Source organism: Vagococcus sp. WN89Y (assembly GCF_052220145.1).
Lineage (GTDB): Bacteria > Pseudomonadota > Gammaproteobacteria > Enterobacterales > Enterobacteriaceae > Kosakonia.
Window position 1 is genome coordinate 21298 of record NZ_JBQPOM010000032.1, and the last position, 18632, is coordinate 39929.

The following is an 18632-nucleotide window of genomic DNA, read 5'->3' on the forward strand; positions in this document are numbered from 1 at the left end:
CGGAAATTCAGGCGAAACGCACATCGCGCCCGTGGGGTTCGTCCAGATCCTGCCACGGCCCGATAGAGATAATGCCCGTCGGATTGATGGTTTTATGGCTGCGGAAATAGTGGTTGCGGATGTGGGCAAAATCGACCGTTTCAGCAATGCCCGGCATCTGGTAAATATCGCGCAGGAAACCGTGCAGGTTGAGATAATCGCTGATGCGATGTTTGTCGCACTTAAAATGCGTGACATACACCGGGTCAAAACGAATAAGCGTTGTCCACAGGCGAATATCCGCTTCGGTCAGGCGATTGCCGGTTAAAAACCGGTGCTGGCCGAGGATCTGCTCCAGGCGTTCCAGCGCGTTAAACACATTTCCCACCGCGTCGTCATAGGCCTGCTGGCTGGTGGCAAAACCCGCTTTATAGACGCCGTTATTGACGTTGTCATAGATCCAGCTATTCAGCTCATCAATCTGGCTGCGTAATTCCGGCGGATAGTAATCCCCGGCTTTGGCGCCCAGCGCGTCGAAAGCTGTATTAAACATACGAATGATTTCAGCAGACTCATTACTGACAATCGTCTGATTCTTTTTATCCCACAGCACCGGCACGGTGACGCGCCCGCTGTATTGTGGGTCTGCATGCAGATAGAGCTGGTAGAGAAAATCATGCTGATACAGCGTGTCGCCGGTCGCCGCCGGGAAGTCGTTGCCAAACGTCCAGCCATTTTCCAGCATTAACGGATGAACAACCGAAACGTTGATAAAGGGTTCCAGTCCTTTCAGCTTGCGCAGGATCAGCGTGCGGTGTGCCCACGGGCAGGCGAGCGAAACATATAAATGGTAGCGATCTTTTTCAGCCGCAAAGCCGCCTTCGCCTGAGGGGCCAGGCGCGCCATCGGCTGTCAGCCAGTTACGAAATGCAGAGACGGAGCGCTGGAAACGCCCGCCGGTGGATTTGGTGTCATACCAGGTGTCATGCCACACACCGTCGATCAGTTGTCCCACGTTGTCATCTCCTTGCGAACAAAGTGAAATGAAAAAGCGAGGCGTTGTTCCTCGCTTTTGCTCTGTTTCTGCCTGTCAGTATAGTGGGTTTACCACTTTTTATTCAGTACACGGTCGATACTGAATGCGCCAGGACCGGTAATGGCAAGCAGCAGGAAGCCACCGGCAATCGTCAGGTTTTTCATGAACATTATTGAGTTCACGCCCTCTGCAAAATTGTTGTGGAAGAGTACCGCCGTCAGTAGCGTAAAGACCGCCGTAAAGATAGCCGTGGTACGGGTCAGGAAACCAAACAGAATGGCCAGGCCGCCGCCAAACTCAAGCAGAATGGTCAGCGGGAGTAAAAATCCAGGAACGCCCATCGACTCCATATACTGTTGTGTACCGCTGTACGCGGTGATCTTGCCCCAACCTGCTGTGATAAAAAGGATTGGCATCAGGATACGCGCCACCAGAAAACCAACATCTTCAAACTTTTTCATCTTTCTCTCCAGGGAACCTCAAAGGTACCGAATCAATATTCTTAATTAATATAGTCCGCGCCGTGCGCTGCGTGACTGCTGTTTCTGGAAAGGATATTAATCGCGCCATGAATACATTGTTAGCAAGGAAATCTGTCGAAATTTATCAAAAAAACTGAGTAATAATTCGAGGGGACAACGATGAGAAAAGGGCGACAGTGATGTCGCCCTGGAAGAGAGGTTAGCGCCCGGGGGCGCTGAGTGTGGTTTTAACCAGCCGCCACAGGCTCCAGACGCCAAGCCCGCGTTTTGTCCAGCGCACCAGCATATTAGGATGGCGCACCGTCCAGATAGCCATTGCGCTGCTGCCGACCAGTAGCCAGGAACGCATGCTTAGAAAGGTGTTCCAGCCGCGATCGTACGCGCCGGTAGCCTCAAGCCAGTCGCGGCGCCCGGCGCTAAGATCCAGCCTCTGCTGCTGGATCTCGCTAAGCAGCAGGGCTTTACGTTTCAGACGCTCGGCTTTACCGCTCACGGTTTATCGTCCTCCAGCAAGGCGCGATCGTTTGCCAGCTCCTGGCGGGTATGGCGCAAAAGCGTTGTCGCGCGCGCTTTACGTAGTGTCCAGATGCCGCCAATCAGCGCCAGCACCAGCAACACCACGGTGGTTGCAATCATCGCGTTCAGGCGATATTGCGCATCAATGGCCCAGATAATCAGCACCATCAGGCTCATCAGACCGAAGGCGGCAAAAAGCATGGTCAGCCCCACCATCAGGAGCAACTGGAACAAGTTTGCTTTCTCTTCTTCCAGCTCGACCACCGCCAGCCGCAGGCGGGTTTCAACCATACTCACAAGCGTTGTGAGTATTCGCTGACCCACGCCCAGCGCGCTTTTACCCGGTCCCTGTGCTTGTCGTGACTCTGCCATCTTAGCGACGCGTCAGCAGTACGCCCAACATAACACCGATGGCTGCGCCAATGCCGACGCTGGCCCACGGATTTTCGCGAACGTACTCATCGGTACGTGCCGCTGCTTCGCGAGTCTGGCGGGCAAGGATATCGCCGGTTTCACCCAGACGGTGACGGCTGTCACGCAGTGCCTGCTCGGCTTTGCCGCGTAATTTACTCAGCTCTTCTTTCGATTTTTCCCCTGAATTGCTCAGCACTTCTTCCAGGGTATCCGCAAGGGATTTCAGTTCAGCGCGCAGATGATCAGCATTATCTTTCGACATAATTCTCTCCAGGTGAGTGAGTGGTGACTTCCTTAAACTCAATATTCACGAGCTTCCAGGGCTTTCAGCTCAAGCTGTGCCTCTTTCAGCTTCTGTTCACGTTTGCTTATCTTCTCCGCATCGCCTTTTTGCTTCGCTTCATCGAGATCCTGAAGGCGCTCAGCAATCTCTTCTTTTTGCTTAGCAATTTTCTTCTGGTGATCGGCGCGCAGTTTGCTGTCCGAGCAGTTCGCGCGCACTTCATGCAGCGCTTTATTCAGACCGTCAACACGGTGCTGATTGTGGTGTTTCTCGGCATAGCTGATTTCACGCAGGATCTCATGCTCCTTTTCGTGACAAAGAGAAGCGGCCTGGGAAATGGCGCTCACAGAAAAAAGGGTCAGCGCTAAAGCGATACGAGTTTTCATAATAGAACCTTCCATTGTTGGCCAGCGAAACAGACGTAACGCCAGCATCCAGTAACAGTCGAATGAACCCTAGTTCCGTGTACTCAAGCATAGTTAAGTTCACGCTAAACACCAAAGTCAGTGAAAAGATTCAGAATCCTGGAGAGTTATCCGAATCGATGAGTGCTGTTGCGCAAGCGGCTAAGCCATACGGAAGTCTGGCTGACTTCATCGTCCTGAGCGGCGATGATATAGCCCTGGGGAAGGGTGCGATCCAGTACGGCTTTCGCCGCTGCGCTTTGCGCGCGGGAGTCAAATTTAATCAATAACGTGTCGTCATCCTGTGGCGTAATGCTTTTAAAGCGGATGCCGTTAGCGTCAAGATGGTGCCAGATGGAAAAACCATCCGGCACGCTCACGTTTTGCGATGCCGGGCGGATTGCCAGCGTTGATTCGCGATGTTGCAGCGTCGCCCAGCACAACACCAGCGCACACACCAGCGCAATCACGCCGATGCCCAGCATCAGTGGGCGCATAAACGGACGACGCAAAAACATCTTGTTAGCCCCGGTTGCCATATTTTTTCTTCCATAGCACGACAAGCGAGCCGACAAGGCCAATCACCAGCAACACCACTGGCAGTAACATCAGGCAGGACATCAGCGCGTCTTCATATTTACGAAACACCGGCGTCTTGCCGAGCAGATAGCCCAGCGATGTCAGGATCAGTACCCAAAGCAGGCCGCTCATCCAGTTAAAGAACTGAAAGCGCGCATTGCTCAGGCCGGAAAGCCCGGCAATGGTTGGCAACAGGGTGCGCACAAACGCGATAAAACGGCCAATCAGTAGCGCAGACAGCCCGTGTTTATGAAACAGATGATGCGCCCGCTGGTGATAATGGGCGGGGAGATGCGACAGCCAGTTTTGCACAATGCGGGTATTGCCCAGCCATCGCCCTTGAATATAGCTCAGCCAGCAGCCGAGACTTGCCGCAACGGTCAGTAACAGAATCGTTTGCGGGTAGCCAAGGGCGCCTTTTGCAATCAACACGCCAATCAGAACCAACAGGCTGTCACCCGGAAGAAACGCGGCCGGAAGAAGACCATTTTCAAGGAATAAAATGACAAATAACACAAAATAAAGCATGCCAATCATACCGGGATTCGACAGCGTTTCGAAATCCTGGCTCCAGAGGGCATGAAGCAATTGACTTAAAAGTTCCATTCAGTGTTCCTGGTACATCGGGTTACGTCATGTCTGCTACCTGTACAGAACAGCACGGCGATAGCTTTAATACATTATGGTCGCTCGCGGCACATCCGGGTGCAGTTGTTATCCAGGTAAGAAACGCTGTGAGCAAGTACTAACGCACACAGTCGCGAAATGCATCCAATTGTAACCAATTCCGCGGTTGTGCGTCAGCCAGAAAAACGTTTAGTTTGATTGATTTTGCTTGTCAGAGGAGGGGGTGGCGAGGGTATTTACAAAGGCTGACACTCTATACTTTTTACTTACCCAAAACGGGCAGTCGGCGCAGGGGAATTCTGCGCCTGGCGAGCGGCCTGTTATTTGCTGCCGGTGGCGGCGGTATCGAGATGAACGACCGGATTTTCAGCGAATAAATACCGGTCGGCGTTAAACTCAAAGTCATCGCTGGTTTCGTTAAACAGCATCAGCTTGGTGTTTTCAAGATGCTGCCACATGGCCAGTTTCGCTGCGTGCGGATCTTTGCGGATCAATGCCCGCAGGATCTGGTCATGATCGTCACACCAGTTATCCACCGTGCGGAGATCGATATGGTCGTGCAGCTTTTTCCAGTACGGGTTATGTACGCGCTGCGTCCACATTTTTTCGACAATGGCCGCCAGCGCCGTGTTTTGCGTCGCCAGCGCTACCTGCACATGGAACTGCAAATCCCACTCGGAGTCACGAAAGCACTTCTCTTTGCGCGCTTTTTCCTGAATCTCCATCAGCTTCATAATATCCTGCTTCGTCACCTGGGTGGCGGCGAACTCCGCGATATTGCTCTCAATAAGCTGACGGGCCTGCAACAGTTCAAAGGGGCCATAGTTGGCAAACTCAAGGCTCTCATCCGGCACCTGGTTATAGCGCGGCTGATTAGAGATAACATGAATGCCGGAACCTTTACGCACCTCCACATACCCTTCAACTTCCAGCATGATGATGGCTTCACGAACCACCGTTCTGCTTACGCTTTTTTCATCAGCAATAAAGCGTTCAGCGGGCAGTTTGTCCCCGACCAGATAAACACCTTGCTCGATGCGGCTCTTAAGCTCGGCGGCAAGCTGCTGGTACAAACGTCGTGATTCGGAGATTTCCATGTAAGCTCCAGGCATAAGGAGGGTAATAATAGATTTGTTATACCACTTTTACACAATTCTCACCACAAAGGTTTAACGAAAAAGCCGCCCTGAATGCGGCGGCTTTTCACGATTTGTTATCGTTATGTATTGATAAGCAATATCTAACTTTGCGTAGCAGGGCCGCCTAGCGGATCGCCTTTCGATATCTCATCGGCAGGTTTATTTTTCAGCAATACCCAGATGAGAACCGCGCCCATCAGGTCAAACAGCGCCAGTACCGCAAACAGAGGGCTAAAGCCGATGGTATCCGCCAGCGCACCCACTACCAGCGCAAACATTGTGCTCGCCATCCATGCCGCCATCCCGGTCAGGCCGTTGGCGGTGGCTACTTCGTTACGACCAAACACGTCAGAAGAGAGGGTAATCAGCGCACCGGACAGGGACTGGTGAGCAAAACCACCGATGCACAGCAGGCCGATTGCAACATACGGGCTGGTGAACAGGCCGATCATACCTGGGCCGATCATCAGCAGCGCGCCAAGCGTTACCACCAACTTACGTGAAACGATCAGGTTCACACCGAAAATACGCTGGAACAGCGGCGGCAGATAACCCCCAACAATGCAGCCCAGGTCAGCGAACAGCATCGGCATCCAGGCGAACATGGCTATCTCTTTCAGGTTAAAACCGTAAACTTTAAACATAAACAGCGGGATCCAGGCGTTGAATGTCCCCCACGCCGGTTCAGCCAGAAAACGCGGCAGCGCGATGCCCCAGAACTGACGGGTACCGAGGATCTGCCAGACAGACATTTTTTTGCCGTTATTGGTCTGATGCTGTGCTTCCTGACCACCAATAATGTAGTCGCGTTCTTCATCGGAGAGTTTTTTCTGATCGCGCGGGTGTTTATAAAAGTACAACCACGCCATTGCCCAGATAAAGCTCAGAACACCAGAGATGATGAAGGCCATTTCCCAGCTGTGCATAACGATAGCCCAGACCACCAGCGGCGGAGCAATCATTGCGCCAATGGATGAACCAACGTTGAAGTAACCGACCGCGATAGAACGCTCTTTCGCCGGAAACCACTCAGACGCCGCTTTCAGACCCGCAGGGATCATGGCTGCTTCTGCTGCACCGACCGCGCCGCGCGCCAGCGCCAGGCCGCCCCAGCTGCCTGCAAGCGCCGTGGCGCCGCAGAACACCGCCCAGGTAATGGCGAAGAAAGCGTAGCCAATCTTGGTGCCGAGAACGTCAAGAACATAGCCTGCAACAGGCTGCATAATGGTATAAGCCGCGGAATAAGCCGCAATAATATAGGAGTATTGCTGAGTCGAGATGTGCAGCTCTTCCATTAGCGTTGGAGCCGCTGCCGCCACGGTGTTACGTGTCAGGTAACCGAGCACGGTGCCGACCGTCACCAGTGCTATCATGTACCAACGTAATCCTTTGATCTTACGCATGTAAACCTCATCGTTATGTAATTGCCGCTTGTACGGTCACCCCCATAGGGTGAAAACGGGAGGACGTCACCGGGAAACTCCCGATACGGCCAAACTTTGCCATTAGTAAGCGTGTTTAATCAGGCATCCGTACCGTTAAGTCCGATCAATTCATCATCGGAAATGCATTCCGTCGGCTTAGGTGTTCGACGGCGGAAAAGATAACTTGTCATACAACTTGAAAAGGTGAGTGACATCACAAAAGTGTTTTTCTTAGTGTGGTCTTTATCTTTGCAGAGGAAAGCCAGTTCTGGCGCGGCCTGGCGTGATATTCCGCCGGGAGAAGTGTAAATATTTGTCTGCTTTTATTGATCCAACTCACGAAAATATCTTCGGTCTATAGAAATTGGTGTGATAACTTTGTCAGCATCAAGGTAAACATCTGACGCACTCCCACAGAGGAAGACGATAATGACCCCGTTTATGACCGAAGATTTTCTGTTAGATACCGAATTTGCCCGCCGTCTCTACCATGACTACGCCAAAGATCAGCCGATTTTTGACTACCATTGCCATCTGCCGCCGCAGCAAATTGCTGAAAACTATCGTTTTAAAAACCTGTATGACATCTGGTTAAAAGGCGATCACTATAAATGGCGCGCCATGCGCACTAATGGTGTGCCGGAACGTCTGTGTACCGGCGATGCGACCGACCGCGAGAAGTTTGACGCCTGGGCGGCCACCGTACCGCATACTATTGGTAATCCGTTATACCACTGGACACATCTGGAGCTGCGTTGCCCGTTTGGTATTACAGGTAAGCTGCTTTCTCCGGCAACGGCCGATGAAATCTGGGAGCAGGGTAACGCGCTGCTGGCGCAGGATAAGTTCTCCGCGCGCGGCATCATGCAGCAGATGAATGTAAAAATGGTCGGTACCACTGACGACCCGGTGGATTCGCTGGAACATCACGCTGCCGTGGCGAAAGATACAAGCTTCACTATCAAAGTGCTGCCGAGCTGGCGTCCTGACAAAGCTTTTAATATTGAGCTGGCGACGTTTAACGATTACATGGCGAAACTGGGCGAAGTGTCTGATACCGACATTCGTCGCTTCGCCGATCTGCAAACGGCGCTGGGTAAACGTCTGGATCACTTCGCCGCTCACGGCTGTAAAGTCTCTGACCATGCGCTCGACGTGGTGCTGTTTGCCGAAGCCAGCGAAGCTGAGCTGGACAGCATTCTGGCTCGTCGCCTGGCGGGTGAAACCCTGAGCGAGAAAGAAGTGGCGCAGTTCAAAACTGCCGTACTGGTCTGGCTCGGCGCTGAATACGCTCGTCGCGGATGGGTACAGCAGTACCACATCGGCGCGCTGCGTAATAACAACCTGCGCCAGTTCAAACTGCTGGGGCCAGATGTCGGCTTCGACTCCATCAACGACCGTCCGCTGGCGGAAGAACTCTCTAAGCTGCTGAGCAAGCAGAACGAAGAGAACCTGCTACCAAAAACGATCCTTTATTGCCTGAACCCGCGTGATAACGAAGTGCTGGGAACGATGATCGGTAACTTCCAGGGCGAAGGGATGCCGGGCAAGATGCAGTTTGGTTCCGGCTGGTGGTTCAACGATCAGAAAGACGGCATGGAACGTCAGATGACCCAGCTGGCACAGCTTGGCCTGCTCAGCCGTTTTGTCGGCATGCTGACCGATAGCCGCAGCTTCCTTTCTTATACGCGCCATGAATATTTCCGCCGCATTCTGTGCCAGATGATTGGCCGGTGGGTGGAAGCGGGCGAAGCGCCGGCGGATATTCAGCTGCTCGGTGAGATGGTGAAAAACATTTGCTTTAACAATGCGCGTGATTACTTCGCGATTGAACTGAACTAAGGCCGTTTGAGGTTGATATGCAATACATCAAGATCCATTCGCTGGATAACGTTGCGGTAGCACTGGCAGATCTCGCTGAAGGCGCGGAAGTCGTTATCGACAACCACACCGTTCGGCTGCTCCAGGCGGTGGCGCGCGGGCATAAGTTTGCCGTGCAGCCCATTGCCCAGGGGGAGAATGTCGTCAAATATGGCCTGCCTATCGGTCATGCGACGACCGATATCGCACCGGGCGAGCATATCCATTCCCACAACGCGCGCACCAATCTGAGCGATCTGGATGAGTATAGCTATCAACCTGATTTTCAGGCGGAAAGCAGCCAGGCGGTGGACCGGGATGTCCAGGTTTACCGCCGCGCGAACGGTGAGGTGGGCATTCGTAATGAACTGTGGATCCTGCCTACGGTCGGCTGCGTAAACGGCATCGCCCGCCAGATCCAAAACCGCTTTCTGAAAGAGACGCATGACGCTGAAGATATTGATGGCGTCCATTTGTTCAGCCATACCTATGGGTGTTCCCAGCTCGGCGACGATCACATCAACACGCGTACCATGCTGCAAAACATGGTGCGTCACCCGAACGCTGGCGCGGTGCTGGTGATTGGCCTGGGGTGTGAGAATAACCAGGTGGATGCGTTTCGCGAGACGCTGGGGGAGTTCGACCCTGAGCGTGTGCACTTTATGATCTGCCAGCATCAGGATGACGAAGTGGAAGCCGGGCTGGAGCATTTGCATGCGCTTTATGAGGTGATGCGTCACGATAAACGCCAGCCGGGGAAATTGAGCGAGCTGAAATTTGGCCTCGAATGCGGCGGTTCTGATGGGCTGTCCGGCATTACCGCAAACCCGATGCTGGGGCGCTTTTCCGACTACGTGATCGCCAATGGCGGCACGACCGTACTGACCGAAGTCCCGGAGATGTTTGGCGCAGAGCAGATTCTGATGAGTCACTGCCGCGATGAGAGCACGTTTGAAAAGACGGTGACCATGGTTAACGATTTCAAACAGTACTTTATCGCGCACAACCAGCCGATTTACGAAAACCCATCGCCGGGTAACAAAGCGGGCGGTATCACGACGCTTGAAGAAAAGTCTCTGGGCTGTACTCAAAAAGCAGGCGCCAGCCAGGTGGTGGATGTACTGCGTTATGGCGAACGTCTGCAAACTCACGGTTTAAACCTGCTGAGCGCGCCGGGGAACGATGCGGTCGCCACCAGTGCGCTGGCCGGTGCTGGCTGCCATATGGTGCTGTTCAGTACCGGTCGCGGTACGCCTTACGGTGGCTTTGTGCCGACGGTTAAAATTGCTACTAACAGTGAACTGGCGGCGAAGAAAAAGCACTGGATCGATTTCGACGCGGGTCAACTTATCCACGGCAAAGCGATGCCGCAACTGCTCAATGAATTTGTTGATGTGATTGTGGATTTCGCTAACGGGAAGAAGACCTGTAACGAGAAAAATGATTTCCGCGAGCTGGCGATATTTAAAAGCGGCGTCACGCTTTGATTTAGCTGCATCTTTCGATTTACCTGCATCTTTCGCGCCATGGCTGTGTTGGCTGCATGCGTTCACCCCGGTTACTTACTCATGTAAGCTCCCGGGGATTTACCGGCATCTTTCACGCCATAGCTGCGTTGGCCGCACGTGTTCACCCCGGTCACTTACCAATGTAAGCTCCCGGGGATTCACGCGCTTGCCGCCTTGCCCTGACGCGAAAGCTTTTGGTAAATGGCTGCCATGAGTTTTTTTGTGGTAAATAAAATGATGCTAAGCGATGCCTTATTTCCTAAGGATTTTCCATGACTGCGTATTGGCTTGCCCAGGGCGTTGGGGTCATTGCTTTTCTGATTGGTATTACAACTTTTATTAACCGCGACGAGCGGCGTTTCAAAAAACAGCTCTCGCTCTATAGCGCCATTATTGGCGTGCATTTCTTCCTGATGGGCGCGTTTCCTGCCGGTTCGAGCGCCATACTCAACGCCATCCGCACCCTGATAACCCTGCGCACCCGTAATTTGTGGGTCATGGCGCTCTTTATTGTGCTGACCGGTGGGTTGGGGCTGGTCAAATTTCACCACCCTGTCGAACTGCTACCGGTTGCCGGAACCATTGTCAGCACCTGGGCGCTGTTTCGTTTTAAAGGGCTGGCGATGCGCTGCGTGCTCTGGTGCTCCACAGGCTGCTGGGTTATCCATAACTTCTGGCTGGGATCGATTGGCGGGACGCTTATCGAGGGAAGTTTTCTGCTAATGAACGGGCTGAATATTATACGCTTCTGGCGGATGCAAAAACGCGGCATCGATCCTTTTCATATCGACACCGCGCAACAAAAGCGTTAACTACGCAGCGGATCGCTTGCTAAACGCGCGTCTTCAGCCTGGCAAACGGCAGCGGTAAACAGCACGTCGGTCGAGGAATTCAGCGCGGTCTCGCAGGAGTCCTGCAACACGCCAATAATAAAACCAACGGCCACCACCTGCATCGCCACATCGTTCGGAATACCAAACATATTGCACGCCAGCGGGATCAGCAGCAGCGACCCTCCGGCCACGCCGGACGCACCGCAAGCGCACAGAGAAGCAACCACGCTTAACAACAGCGCTGTCGGAATATCAACCGTGATGCCAAGCGTATGTACCGCCGCAAGCGTCAGCACGGTAATGGTAATTGCCGCGCCCGCCATATTAATGGTCGCTCCCAGCGGAATAGAAACCGCGTAAGTATCACGGTTCAGATTAAGCTTTTCACACATTGCCATATTCACCGGAATATTGGCCGCTGAGCTGCGGGTGAAAAAAGCCGTCACGCCGCTTTCACGCAGGCAGGCAAATACCAGCGGGTAAGGATTGCGGCGGCTCTTCCAGAAAACCAGCAGCGGGTTGAGCACCAGCGCGACAAAAAGCATACAGCCCACCAATACCACCAGCAGCTGCGCATAGGCGAGCAACGTGGCAAACCCGGAAGCGGCAAGTGTTGAAGCGACCAGACCGAAGATCCCGATGGGCGCGCAGCGGATCACCACTTTTACCATAAAGGTCACCGCGCCAGAGATATCCTGAATCAGGTTTTTCGTGGTTTCATTACCGTGGCGCAGCGCAAACCCCAGCCCTACGGCCCACACCAGAATACCGATATAATTCGCTTCCATCAGCGCCGTGACCGGGTTGGCAATCATGCTGGTCAGTAACCCGCGCAGCACTTCAACAATACCGGATGGCGGCGTGATATCGGTGGCACCGGTGGATAAATGCAGCATTGAAGGAAAGAGAAAACTCACCACCACCGCCGTCAGCGCGGCACAAAAGGTGCCCAGCAAATAGAGAACAAGGATCGGGCGGATATGGGTTTTTTGCCCCTGCTGATGGCTGGCGATCGAGGACATCACCAGCATCAGAACCAGCACAGGTGCCACTGATTTCAGCGCGCTCACAAAAAGCGTACCTAAGATACCGCTGGCGAGCGCCGCGGCCGGTGAAATCCAGGCCAGCAAAATCCCCAGCAGCAGGCCAATAAGAATTTGTTTTACCAGACTGCCGTCAATAAAACGTTGCAGCATTCCGGTGGAACGTTGTGTAGTCATACCTTCTTCCTTCGTGTTGTCGAGCCACATCCCCCTGACGTATTTTTGGCTTACGTTTGCGGGATGTAACAAAAGTTTGCACCAAGGAGTATATGGCGACGGAAAAGATAAAGAAGCACAGCGTATTGCTTTTTCGACCTTTTTTCTAATTTTTAACTTTTGTTTATCATTTTTGTGACATATCCGGCAAGGTGAGGAAAAACTCGCCCGACACTCAGGCCGGACGACTCAGGCACGGTTTACGCCGCGTTTTTCTTGTCGTGCTGGTAATTCACCCAGGCGTTGATGATAAGCGTCACCACCAGGATACCGCCGACCACGCCAAGCGAGAGAGCGATAGGAATATGAAAGAAATCAACGATCAGCATCTTGATACCGATAAACACCAGAATCACCGACAGGCCATACTTCAGCATGGAGAAGCGCTCTGCGACGCCCGCCAGCAGGAAATACATCGCGCGCAGCCCTAAAATAGCGAACAAGTTTGAAGTCAGCACGATAAAGGGATCGGTCGTTACCGCGAAAATCGCCGGGATGCTGTCGACGGCGAAAATCACATCGCTTAGCTCCACCATAATAAGCACCAGCAGCAGCGGAGTGGTGTAGAGCAGACCGTTTTTGCGCACAAAAAAACGTTCGTTTTCGATGCTGTCCGTCATGCGTAAATGGCTGCGCAGCCAGCGCACCAGCGGTTTTTCGCCAATCCCTGTTTCGTCTTCTTTTGCCAGCGCCATCTTCACGCCGGTAAAGAGCAAAAACGCGCCGAAAACATACAGCAGCCACGAAAACTGCGTGATGAGCCAGCTTCCCGCGAAGATCATCACGGTGCGCAGGACAATCGCGCCGAGCACGCCATAAATCAGCACCCGGCGCTGCAACGCCGCAGGCACCGCGAAGTAACTGAACAGCATCAGCCAGACAAAGACGTTATCTACCGCCAGCGCTTTTTCAATCAGATAACCGGTAAGGAATGCCAGCGCCTGGGTGTCGGCTACCGCGCGCCCTTCGGTCTGCGTCAAATACCACCAGAAGGCAGCGTTAAAAAGAAGAGAGAGGCTAACCCAGACAGCTGACCAGATGGCCGCCTGCTTCATGGTCATCGTATGAGCGCCGCGACGCCCCTGAAGCAGAAGGTCTATCGCCAGCATAATGACTACCACGACGGCGAAACCGCCCCATAACATCGGCGTACCAACAGTATTCATCGTAAGCTCCTGAAAACAAAAACGGCTAACATCGAAAGACGTTAGCCGCTTGCTTCAGGTGCAATGGGAGCCCGCCTTTCGGCAAGGTCTCACTTACGTCGTTAAGACGCCCGGCGACCGGATGCGGTTACGCATCGTAATGACGATCCACCGGCGAAAAAGTTACTCCCCTTTGCGCGTAACAAAGTATGTCAGCAAATGATGACCGTCAATGTCACAAACGCCCTGTTTTACGAACCTTTACGCGGTGATCTGCTGGTCGACATCATCTGCCGGGAAAATCACGCCGGTTTGTCGGCGGATCTCGGTGAGCAGCTTCGCCGTGGTGCGACTGACGGCGAGACCCGGATGATTTATCTCGTTATCCTCCACCAGGCGGGCAAAGGTCTGGGCTTCGTACAGCATGGTATTGATGTGCTGCGGCTGGGTCAGCTCCTGCGCTTTGCCGCCGCGCGGCACAAACGCAACTTTCTGACACTCAGAGAGATGCTCAATGACCAGCGAGCCGTCTTCCCCCTGGATTTCGCTCGCCAGCGCGGAATCGCTCACTTTCGAGTGGTGCAGCGTGACGCTGAAGTCACCGTAATCCATCACCACGACGCCGTGCGCATCCACACCGCTTGCCAGCTTGCTCGCCGTGGCCTGCACGCCATGCGGCTCGCCCCACAGCGCAACGGCTGAGGCCAGGCAGTAGAAGCCAATATCCATAATCGATCCGTTAGAAAACGCCGGATTAAAGGTGTTCGGGTTTTCCCCGTCCAGATAGCGCTGGTAACGTGACGAATACTGGCAGTAGTTAAAAAACGCTTTGCGCAGTTTGCCCGCTTTGGCCAGCGACTGTTTTAACAGGATGAAATTCGGCAGGCTGGCGGTTTTAAAGGCTTCAAACAGCACTACCTGATTTTCGCGCGCGCAGGCAATGGCGGCTTCCACTTCACGCAGGTTAGAGGCCAGCGGTTTTTCGCAGATAACATGCTTCTTATGCTGCAAAAACTGCATCGTTTGCGGGAAATGCAGGGAATTAGGGCTGGCAATATAAACGGCGTCAATAGCGTCGCTGCGGGCCATATCCTCGGTCGAGGTAAACAAATGTTCAACGGGATAATCGCTGGCGAACGTTTGAGCCTGTTCAAGGCTGCGGGAGTAGACGGCGGTGAGCTTATATTTGCCCGTTTCATGGGCGGCATCGACAAACTGGCGAGTTATCCAGTTGGTGCCTATGACAGCGAAACGTATCATAAAGGCGCTAATTCTCCGTAGAAGGGTTCCTCCTCACTCTATCACGACAGGATGACAAAACCAGTGGGCAGGAGCAGAGTCAGCTTTTTCCCGACAAAAAATTTACACGTTGCGAGCCAGCGCAAGATGCGTCAGCCAGAGGCGGGTATCAAACTCCAGCTGATGATACTGAGGTTCCATATGGCAGCACAGCTGGTAGAACGCTTTGTTATGCTCTTTCTCTTTCAGGTGCGCCAGCTCATGCACCACAATCATGCGTAAAAACGCCTCTGGCGCGTCGCGAAAAACCGTCGCGACGCGGATTTCGGCTTTTGCCTTCAACTTGCCGCCCTGCACGCGCGACACGGTGGTATGCAGGCCGAGCGCATTATTCAGCACATGAATTTTGCTGTCATACATCACTTTATTCACCGGCGCGGCGTTACGCAGGAACTGATTTTTCAGCGCCTGCACGTAGAGATACAACGCTTTATCGGTACTGATCTCGTGGCTGTCCGGGTAGCGTTTTTGCAGCACCTCGCCCAGCCGGTTCTGATCAATAAGCGTGTTAACCTGGCTTAGCAGGGATTCAGGGTAGCCCTGAAGGTAGGCAAGCGTATTCATGGCGAAAAAAGTTTACTTCTCCGGGCGATTAAGCGATAAAACGCGCAAATATTAGCACTGCGGAGGGGCGATGAGCCAGGTTGAGTTAAACGGACAAGCATTCACTTTAGACAGATTCCCTGTCGGCGTGGAAGAGGCGTCGCTACAGGCGTGGGATGCAGCGGATGAATACCTGCTGCAACAGGTGAGTGATGTCGCAGGCCCGGTACTCATCTTTAACGATAGCTTCGGCGCGCTGGCTTGCGCGCTGGCGCATACGCACCCGGTCAGTATTAATGATTCATATATTACTGCGCTGGCAACCCGACACAACCTGCGCATTAACGCGCTGGATGAAGAGCAGGTCACGATTCAGGATAGCCTGAGCAAGTTGCCTGAAAACCCGGCGCTGGTGTTAATTAAAGTGCCCAAACAGCTGGCACTGCTGGAGCAGCAACTGCGCGCGCTACGCAAGGTGGTGACGCCGCAGACGCGGATTATTGCCGGTGCCAAAGCCCGCGACGTGCATAACTCTACCCTCGCTCTGTTTGAAAAAATTCTTGGCCTGACCACAACCACGCTTGCCTGGAAGAAAGCGCGGCTGATCCACTGCACATTCAGCGCGCCAGCGCTCGACGATGCGCCGCAACTGGCGAGCTGGCGTCTGGATGGCACCGACTGGACTATCCATAACCATGCTAACGTTTTTTCCCGCAGCGGCCTGGATATTGGCGCGCGCTTCTTTTTGCAGCATCTGCCGCAGGAAAGGGAAGGGGAGATGGTGGATCTCGGCTGCGGTAACGGGGTGATTGGCCTGACGTTGCTGGCGCAAAACCCACAGGCGCGCGTGCTGTTTGTTGATGAGTCGGCAATGGCGGTGGCCTCGGCACGGTTGAACGTTGAGGCAAACCTGCCACAGGCAAGCGGGCGCAGCGAGTTTATGATTAATAACGCCCTGTCAGGCGTCGATGCGGATCGGTTTTCTGCCGTCTTATGCAACCCGCCTTTTCATCAGCAAAGCGCCATCACCGATCATATCGCCTGGCAGATGTTTAACGATGCTAAGCGCTGCCTGCAATATGGCGGCGAGTTACGTATCGTTGGCAACCGCCATCTGGACTATTTCCGCAAGCTAAAAAGGGTGTTTGGTAACTGCGAGACGCTGGCGACCAATAACAAATTCGTGATCCTCAAAGCGGTAAAAGTGCGTAAAAAGCGCTGAGATGCCAGGCCCTATAAGGGCCTGGGCTTCAGATTGCCAGCGCAAGGGTGGTGCCCTGGGCTATCGCCCGGCGCGCATCCAGCTCCAGCGCCACGTCGCAACCGCCAATAAGATGCACCGTTTTGCCCGCTTCGCGCAGCGGTAGCGCCAGGCTGCGTTCCGGCTCCTGACCGGCGCAGATAACCACATGATCCACGCTAAGTACCTGAGGTTCTCCGGCGATCAACACATGCAGACCGGCATCATCTATCTTCTGGTAACTCACCGCCGGGATCATTTTAACCCCGCGTGACAGCAGCGTGGCCCGATGGATCCAGCCGGTGGTTTTCCCCAGGCCTTCGCCCGGTTTGCTGGCTTTACGCTGTAGCATCACAATGCGGCGCGGGCTTTTGGCGAGCTGTGGCCCTTCCGGGCGCAGGCCGCCTGATATTTTCAGGCTGGTATCGATGCCCCATTCAACGCAAAACTCCGCGATACTCTGGCTGGTGGACTCTCCGCTCTGGCTCAGGTACATGGCGGTGTCAAAGCCTATTCCGCCGCAACCAATAATCGCCACGCTTTCGCCGACCGGCACTTTGTCGCGTAATACATCCAGGTAGCTCAGCACTTTTTTATGCGTGATCCCCTCGATCGCTGGCATTCGCGGCACGATCCCGCAGGCCAGGATCACCTCATCAAAGGGTAAAAGCATCGAAGGATCGACGCGCTGGTTAAGATGCAGCGTCACGCCGGTCAACTCGAGCATGCGCCGGTAGTAGCGCAGCGTTTCGTAAAATTCCTCTTTGCCGGGGATCTGTTTGGCAATATTAAACTGCCCGCCAGGTTCTGCCTGCGCATCAAAGAGCGTCACACGATGCCCGCGCTGTGCGGCGTTCACCGCAAATGCGAGGCCCGCCGGGCCTGCGCCGACCACCGCCAGGTTTTTCTTCTGCGTTGCCGGGATGAGCGGGAGCAGGGTTTCATGGCAGGCGCGTGGGTTGACGAGGCAAGAGGTCACCTGGCCGACAAAAATCTGATCAAGGCAGGCCTGGTTACAGCCGATGCAGGTGTTGATTTCATCCGCGCGGCCGCTTTGCGCTTTTGACAAAAGCTCTGCATCGGCAAGAAACGGTCTTGCCATCGACACCATATCCGCGTCGCCGTGGGCGATTATCGCATCGGCAACCTGTGGGTCGTTGATACGGTTGGTCGTCACCAGCGGAATGTTGACCTTGCCTTTCAGCTTGCGCGTCACCCAGCTAAAAGCGCCGCGTGGCACCGGCGTGGCAATCGTCGGAATGCGTGCTTCATGCCAGCCAATACCGGTGTTGATAATGGTCGCACCGGCGGCTTCGATGCCTTGCGCCAGGGCAATGGCTTCGTCCAGCGTACCGCCGCCCTCGACCAGATCCAGCATCGATAAGCGGAAAATAATAATGAATTCGCGACCGACGCGCTCGCGCACCGCGCGCACCACTTCGAGGGCAAAACGCATACGACGCGGGTAATCACCGCCCCATTCATCTTCGCGGTGATTGGTTCGCGCCGCGAGAAATTCATTAATCAGATAGCCTTCGGAACCCATTACTTCCACACCATCGTAACCGGCCTGCTGCGCCAGTTGTGCGCAGTGCGCGAAATCGTCGATCAGGGCGAGGATTTCATCATGGGTTAAGGCATGCGGTGTAAAACGGTTAATCGGGGCCTGTACTGCAGAGGGGGCCACCAGTTGCGGCTGGTAACTGTAGCGCCCGGTATGCAGGATTTGCAGCGCAATTTTGCCCCCTTCCTGATGCACCGCATCGGTGATTTGCCAGTGGTGCGGCAACTGGCTGGCGTGGCTGAGCACCGCGCCGCCTTCCATCGTCACGCCGGAAGGCGCAGGCGCAACACCGCCGGTGACAATCAGCGCGACGCCGTGGCGGGCGCGCTCGGCATAAAAAGCCGCCAGCCGCTCAGCACCATCGGGACGTTCCTCCAGCCCGGTGTGCATCGAGCCCATCAGCACTCGGTTTTTCAGGGTAGTAAAGCCCAGATCGAGCGGGGCAAATAACGACGGGTAATGGCTCATGCGCGCTTCCAGTGTAAAATTATTGTTATG

General features: G+C 54.2%; 19 protein-coding genes. 4 read left to right on the top strand and 15 right to left on the bottom strand.

Annotation, left to right across the window (positions count from 1 at the left end; genetic code table 11):
- Positions 1 to 7: 7 nt before the first annotated feature.
- The 10 genes from ACTU3N_RS13775 to ACTU3N_RS13820 form a co-directional block, all read right to left on the bottom strand.
- Positions 8 to 994: a glutathione S-transferase family protein gene (locus ACTU3N_RS13775; protein WP_443086707.1), complete on the bottom strand. Its 987-nt coding sequence runs from the start codon at positions 992 to 994 to the stop codon at positions 8 to 10.
- An 89-nt stretch (positions 995 to 1083) separates the two neighbouring features.
- Positions 1084 to 1476 carry a DoxX family protein gene (locus tag ACTU3N_RS13780; RefSeq protein WP_443086708.1) on the bottom strand — a complete coding sequence of 131 codons (393 nt, stop codon included), beginning with the start codon at positions 1474 to 1476 and terminating at the stop codon, positions 1084 to 1086.
- A 220-nt stretch (positions 1477 to 1696) separates the two neighbouring features.
- Entirely contained in the window at positions 1697 to 1990 is a 294-nt protein-coding gene (locus ACTU3N_RS13785; RefSeq protein ID WP_443086709.1) for a YqjK-like family protein, read from the bottom strand.
- Positions 1987 to 2385, bottom strand: coding sequence for a phage holin family protein (locus ACTU3N_RS13790; RefSeq protein ID WP_443086710.1), 399 nt, complete (start codon positions 2383 to 2385; stop codon positions 1987 to 1989). The genes ACTU3N_RS13785 and ACTU3N_RS13790 overlap by 4 nt, the downstream gene beginning before the upstream one ends.
- Before the next feature lies 1 nt (position 2386).
- Entirely contained in the window at positions 2387 to 2689 is a 303-nt protein-coding gene (locus tag ACTU3N_RS13795) for a DUF883 family protein (RefSeq protein WP_443086711.1), read from the bottom strand.
- 38 nt (positions 2690 to 2727) lie between these two features.
- Positions 2728 to 3096, bottom strand: a complete 369-nt coding sequence (locus tag ACTU3N_RS13800; protein ID WP_443086712.1) for a DUF1090 domain-containing protein — start codon at positions 3094 to 3096, stop codon at positions 2728 to 2730.
- Positions 3097 to 3242: 146 nt separating this feature from the next.
- Entirely contained in the window at positions 3243 to 3653 is a 411-nt protein-coding gene (gene mzrA, locus ACTU3N_RS13805) for an EnvZ/OmpR regulon moderator MzrA (RefSeq protein WP_443086713.1), read from the bottom strand.
- A complete protein-coding gene (gene yqjA, locus ACTU3N_RS13810) occupies positions 3637 to 4299 on the bottom strand; it encodes a DedA family general envelope maintenance protein YqjA (RefSeq protein WP_443086714.1) in 663 nt (220 codons plus the stop codon). The genes mzrA and yqjA overlap by 17 nt, the downstream gene beginning before the upstream one ends.
- A gap of 341 nt (positions 4300 to 4640) precedes the next feature.
- Positions 4641 to 5417, bottom strand: a complete 777-nt coding sequence (gene exuR, locus ACTU3N_RS13815; protein ID WP_443086715.1) for a transcriptional regulator ExuR — start codon at positions 5415 to 5417, stop codon at positions 4641 to 4643.
- 143 nt (positions 5418 to 5560) lie between these two features.
- Entirely contained in the window at positions 5561 to 6862 is a 1302-nt protein-coding gene (locus ACTU3N_RS13820) for an MFS transporter (RefSeq protein ID WP_443086716.1), read from the bottom strand.
- A gap of 450 nt (positions 6863 to 7312) precedes the next feature.
- Here ACTU3N_RS13820 and uxaC point away from each other — a divergent pair, with 450 nt between their 5' ends.
- From uxaC to ACTU3N_RS13835, 3 genes are all read left to right on the top strand, one after another.
- Positions 7313 to 8725, top strand: a complete 1413-nt coding sequence (uxaC, locus tag ACTU3N_RS13825) for a glucuronate isomerase (RefSeq protein ID WP_443086717.1) — start codon at positions 7313 to 7315, stop codon at positions 8723 to 8725.
- Between the two features lie 17 nt (positions 8726 to 8742).
- Positions 8743 to 10230, top strand: a complete 1488-nt coding sequence (locus ACTU3N_RS13830) for a UxaA family hydrolase (protein WP_443086718.1) — start codon at positions 8743 to 8745, stop codon at positions 10228 to 10230.
- Between the two features lie 293 nt (positions 10231 to 10523).
- Positions 10524 to 11063 (top strand): YgjV family protein, encoded by a 540-nt coding sequence (locus ACTU3N_RS13835; RefSeq protein WP_443086719.1) that lies wholly within the window; start codon positions 10524 to 10526, stop codon positions 11061 to 11063.
- On the opposite strand, the gene sstT is transcribed toward ACTU3N_RS13835, so the two are convergent.
- The 4 genes from sstT to ACTU3N_RS13855 form a co-directional block, all read right to left on the bottom strand.
- Entirely contained in the window at positions 11060 to 12280 is a 1221-nt protein-coding gene (gene sstT, locus ACTU3N_RS13840) for a serine/threonine transporter SstT (protein ID WP_443086868.1), read from the bottom strand. The genes ACTU3N_RS13835 and sstT overlap by 4 nt on opposite strands.
- Positions 12281 to 12543: 263 nt before the next feature.
- The gene (locus ACTU3N_RS13845) at positions 12544 to 13509 is read right to left on the bottom strand and encodes a TerC family protein (protein ID WP_443086720.1); all 966 of its coding nucleotides are present in this window, start codon (positions 13507 to 13509) and stop codon (positions 12544 to 12546) included.
- 240 nt (positions 13510 to 13749) lie between these two features.
- Positions 13750 to 14748: a Gfo/Idh/MocA family protein gene (locus tag ACTU3N_RS13850; protein ID WP_443086721.1), complete on the bottom strand. Its 999-nt coding sequence runs from the start codon at positions 14746 to 14748 to the stop codon at positions 13750 to 13752.
- Between the two features lie 102 nt (positions 14749 to 14850).
- Positions 14851 to 15351 carry a M48 metallopeptidase family protein gene (locus tag ACTU3N_RS13855; RefSeq protein ID WP_443086722.1) on the bottom strand — a complete coding sequence of 167 codons (501 nt, stop codon included), beginning with the start codon at positions 15349 to 15351 and terminating at the stop codon, positions 14851 to 14853.
- Between the two features lie 70 nt (positions 15352 to 15421).
- Between ACTU3N_RS13855 and rlmG the strand changes: the two genes are divergently transcribed.
- Positions 15422 to 16552 (top strand): 23S rRNA (guanine(1835)-N(2))-methyltransferase RlmG, encoded by a 1131-nt coding sequence (rlmG, locus tag ACTU3N_RS13860; protein WP_443086723.1) that lies wholly within the window; start codon positions 15422 to 15424, stop codon positions 16550 to 16552.
- Between the two features lie 28 nt (positions 16553 to 16580).
- Here the strand turns inward: rlmG and ACTU3N_RS13865 are convergent, their stop codons facing one another.
- The gene (locus tag ACTU3N_RS13865; protein WP_443086724.1) at positions 16581 to 18602 is read right to left on the bottom strand and encodes an oxidoreductase; all 2022 of its coding nucleotides are present in this window, start codon (positions 18600 to 18602) and stop codon (positions 16581 to 16583) included.
- Positions 18603 to 18632: the final 30 nt, after the last annotated feature.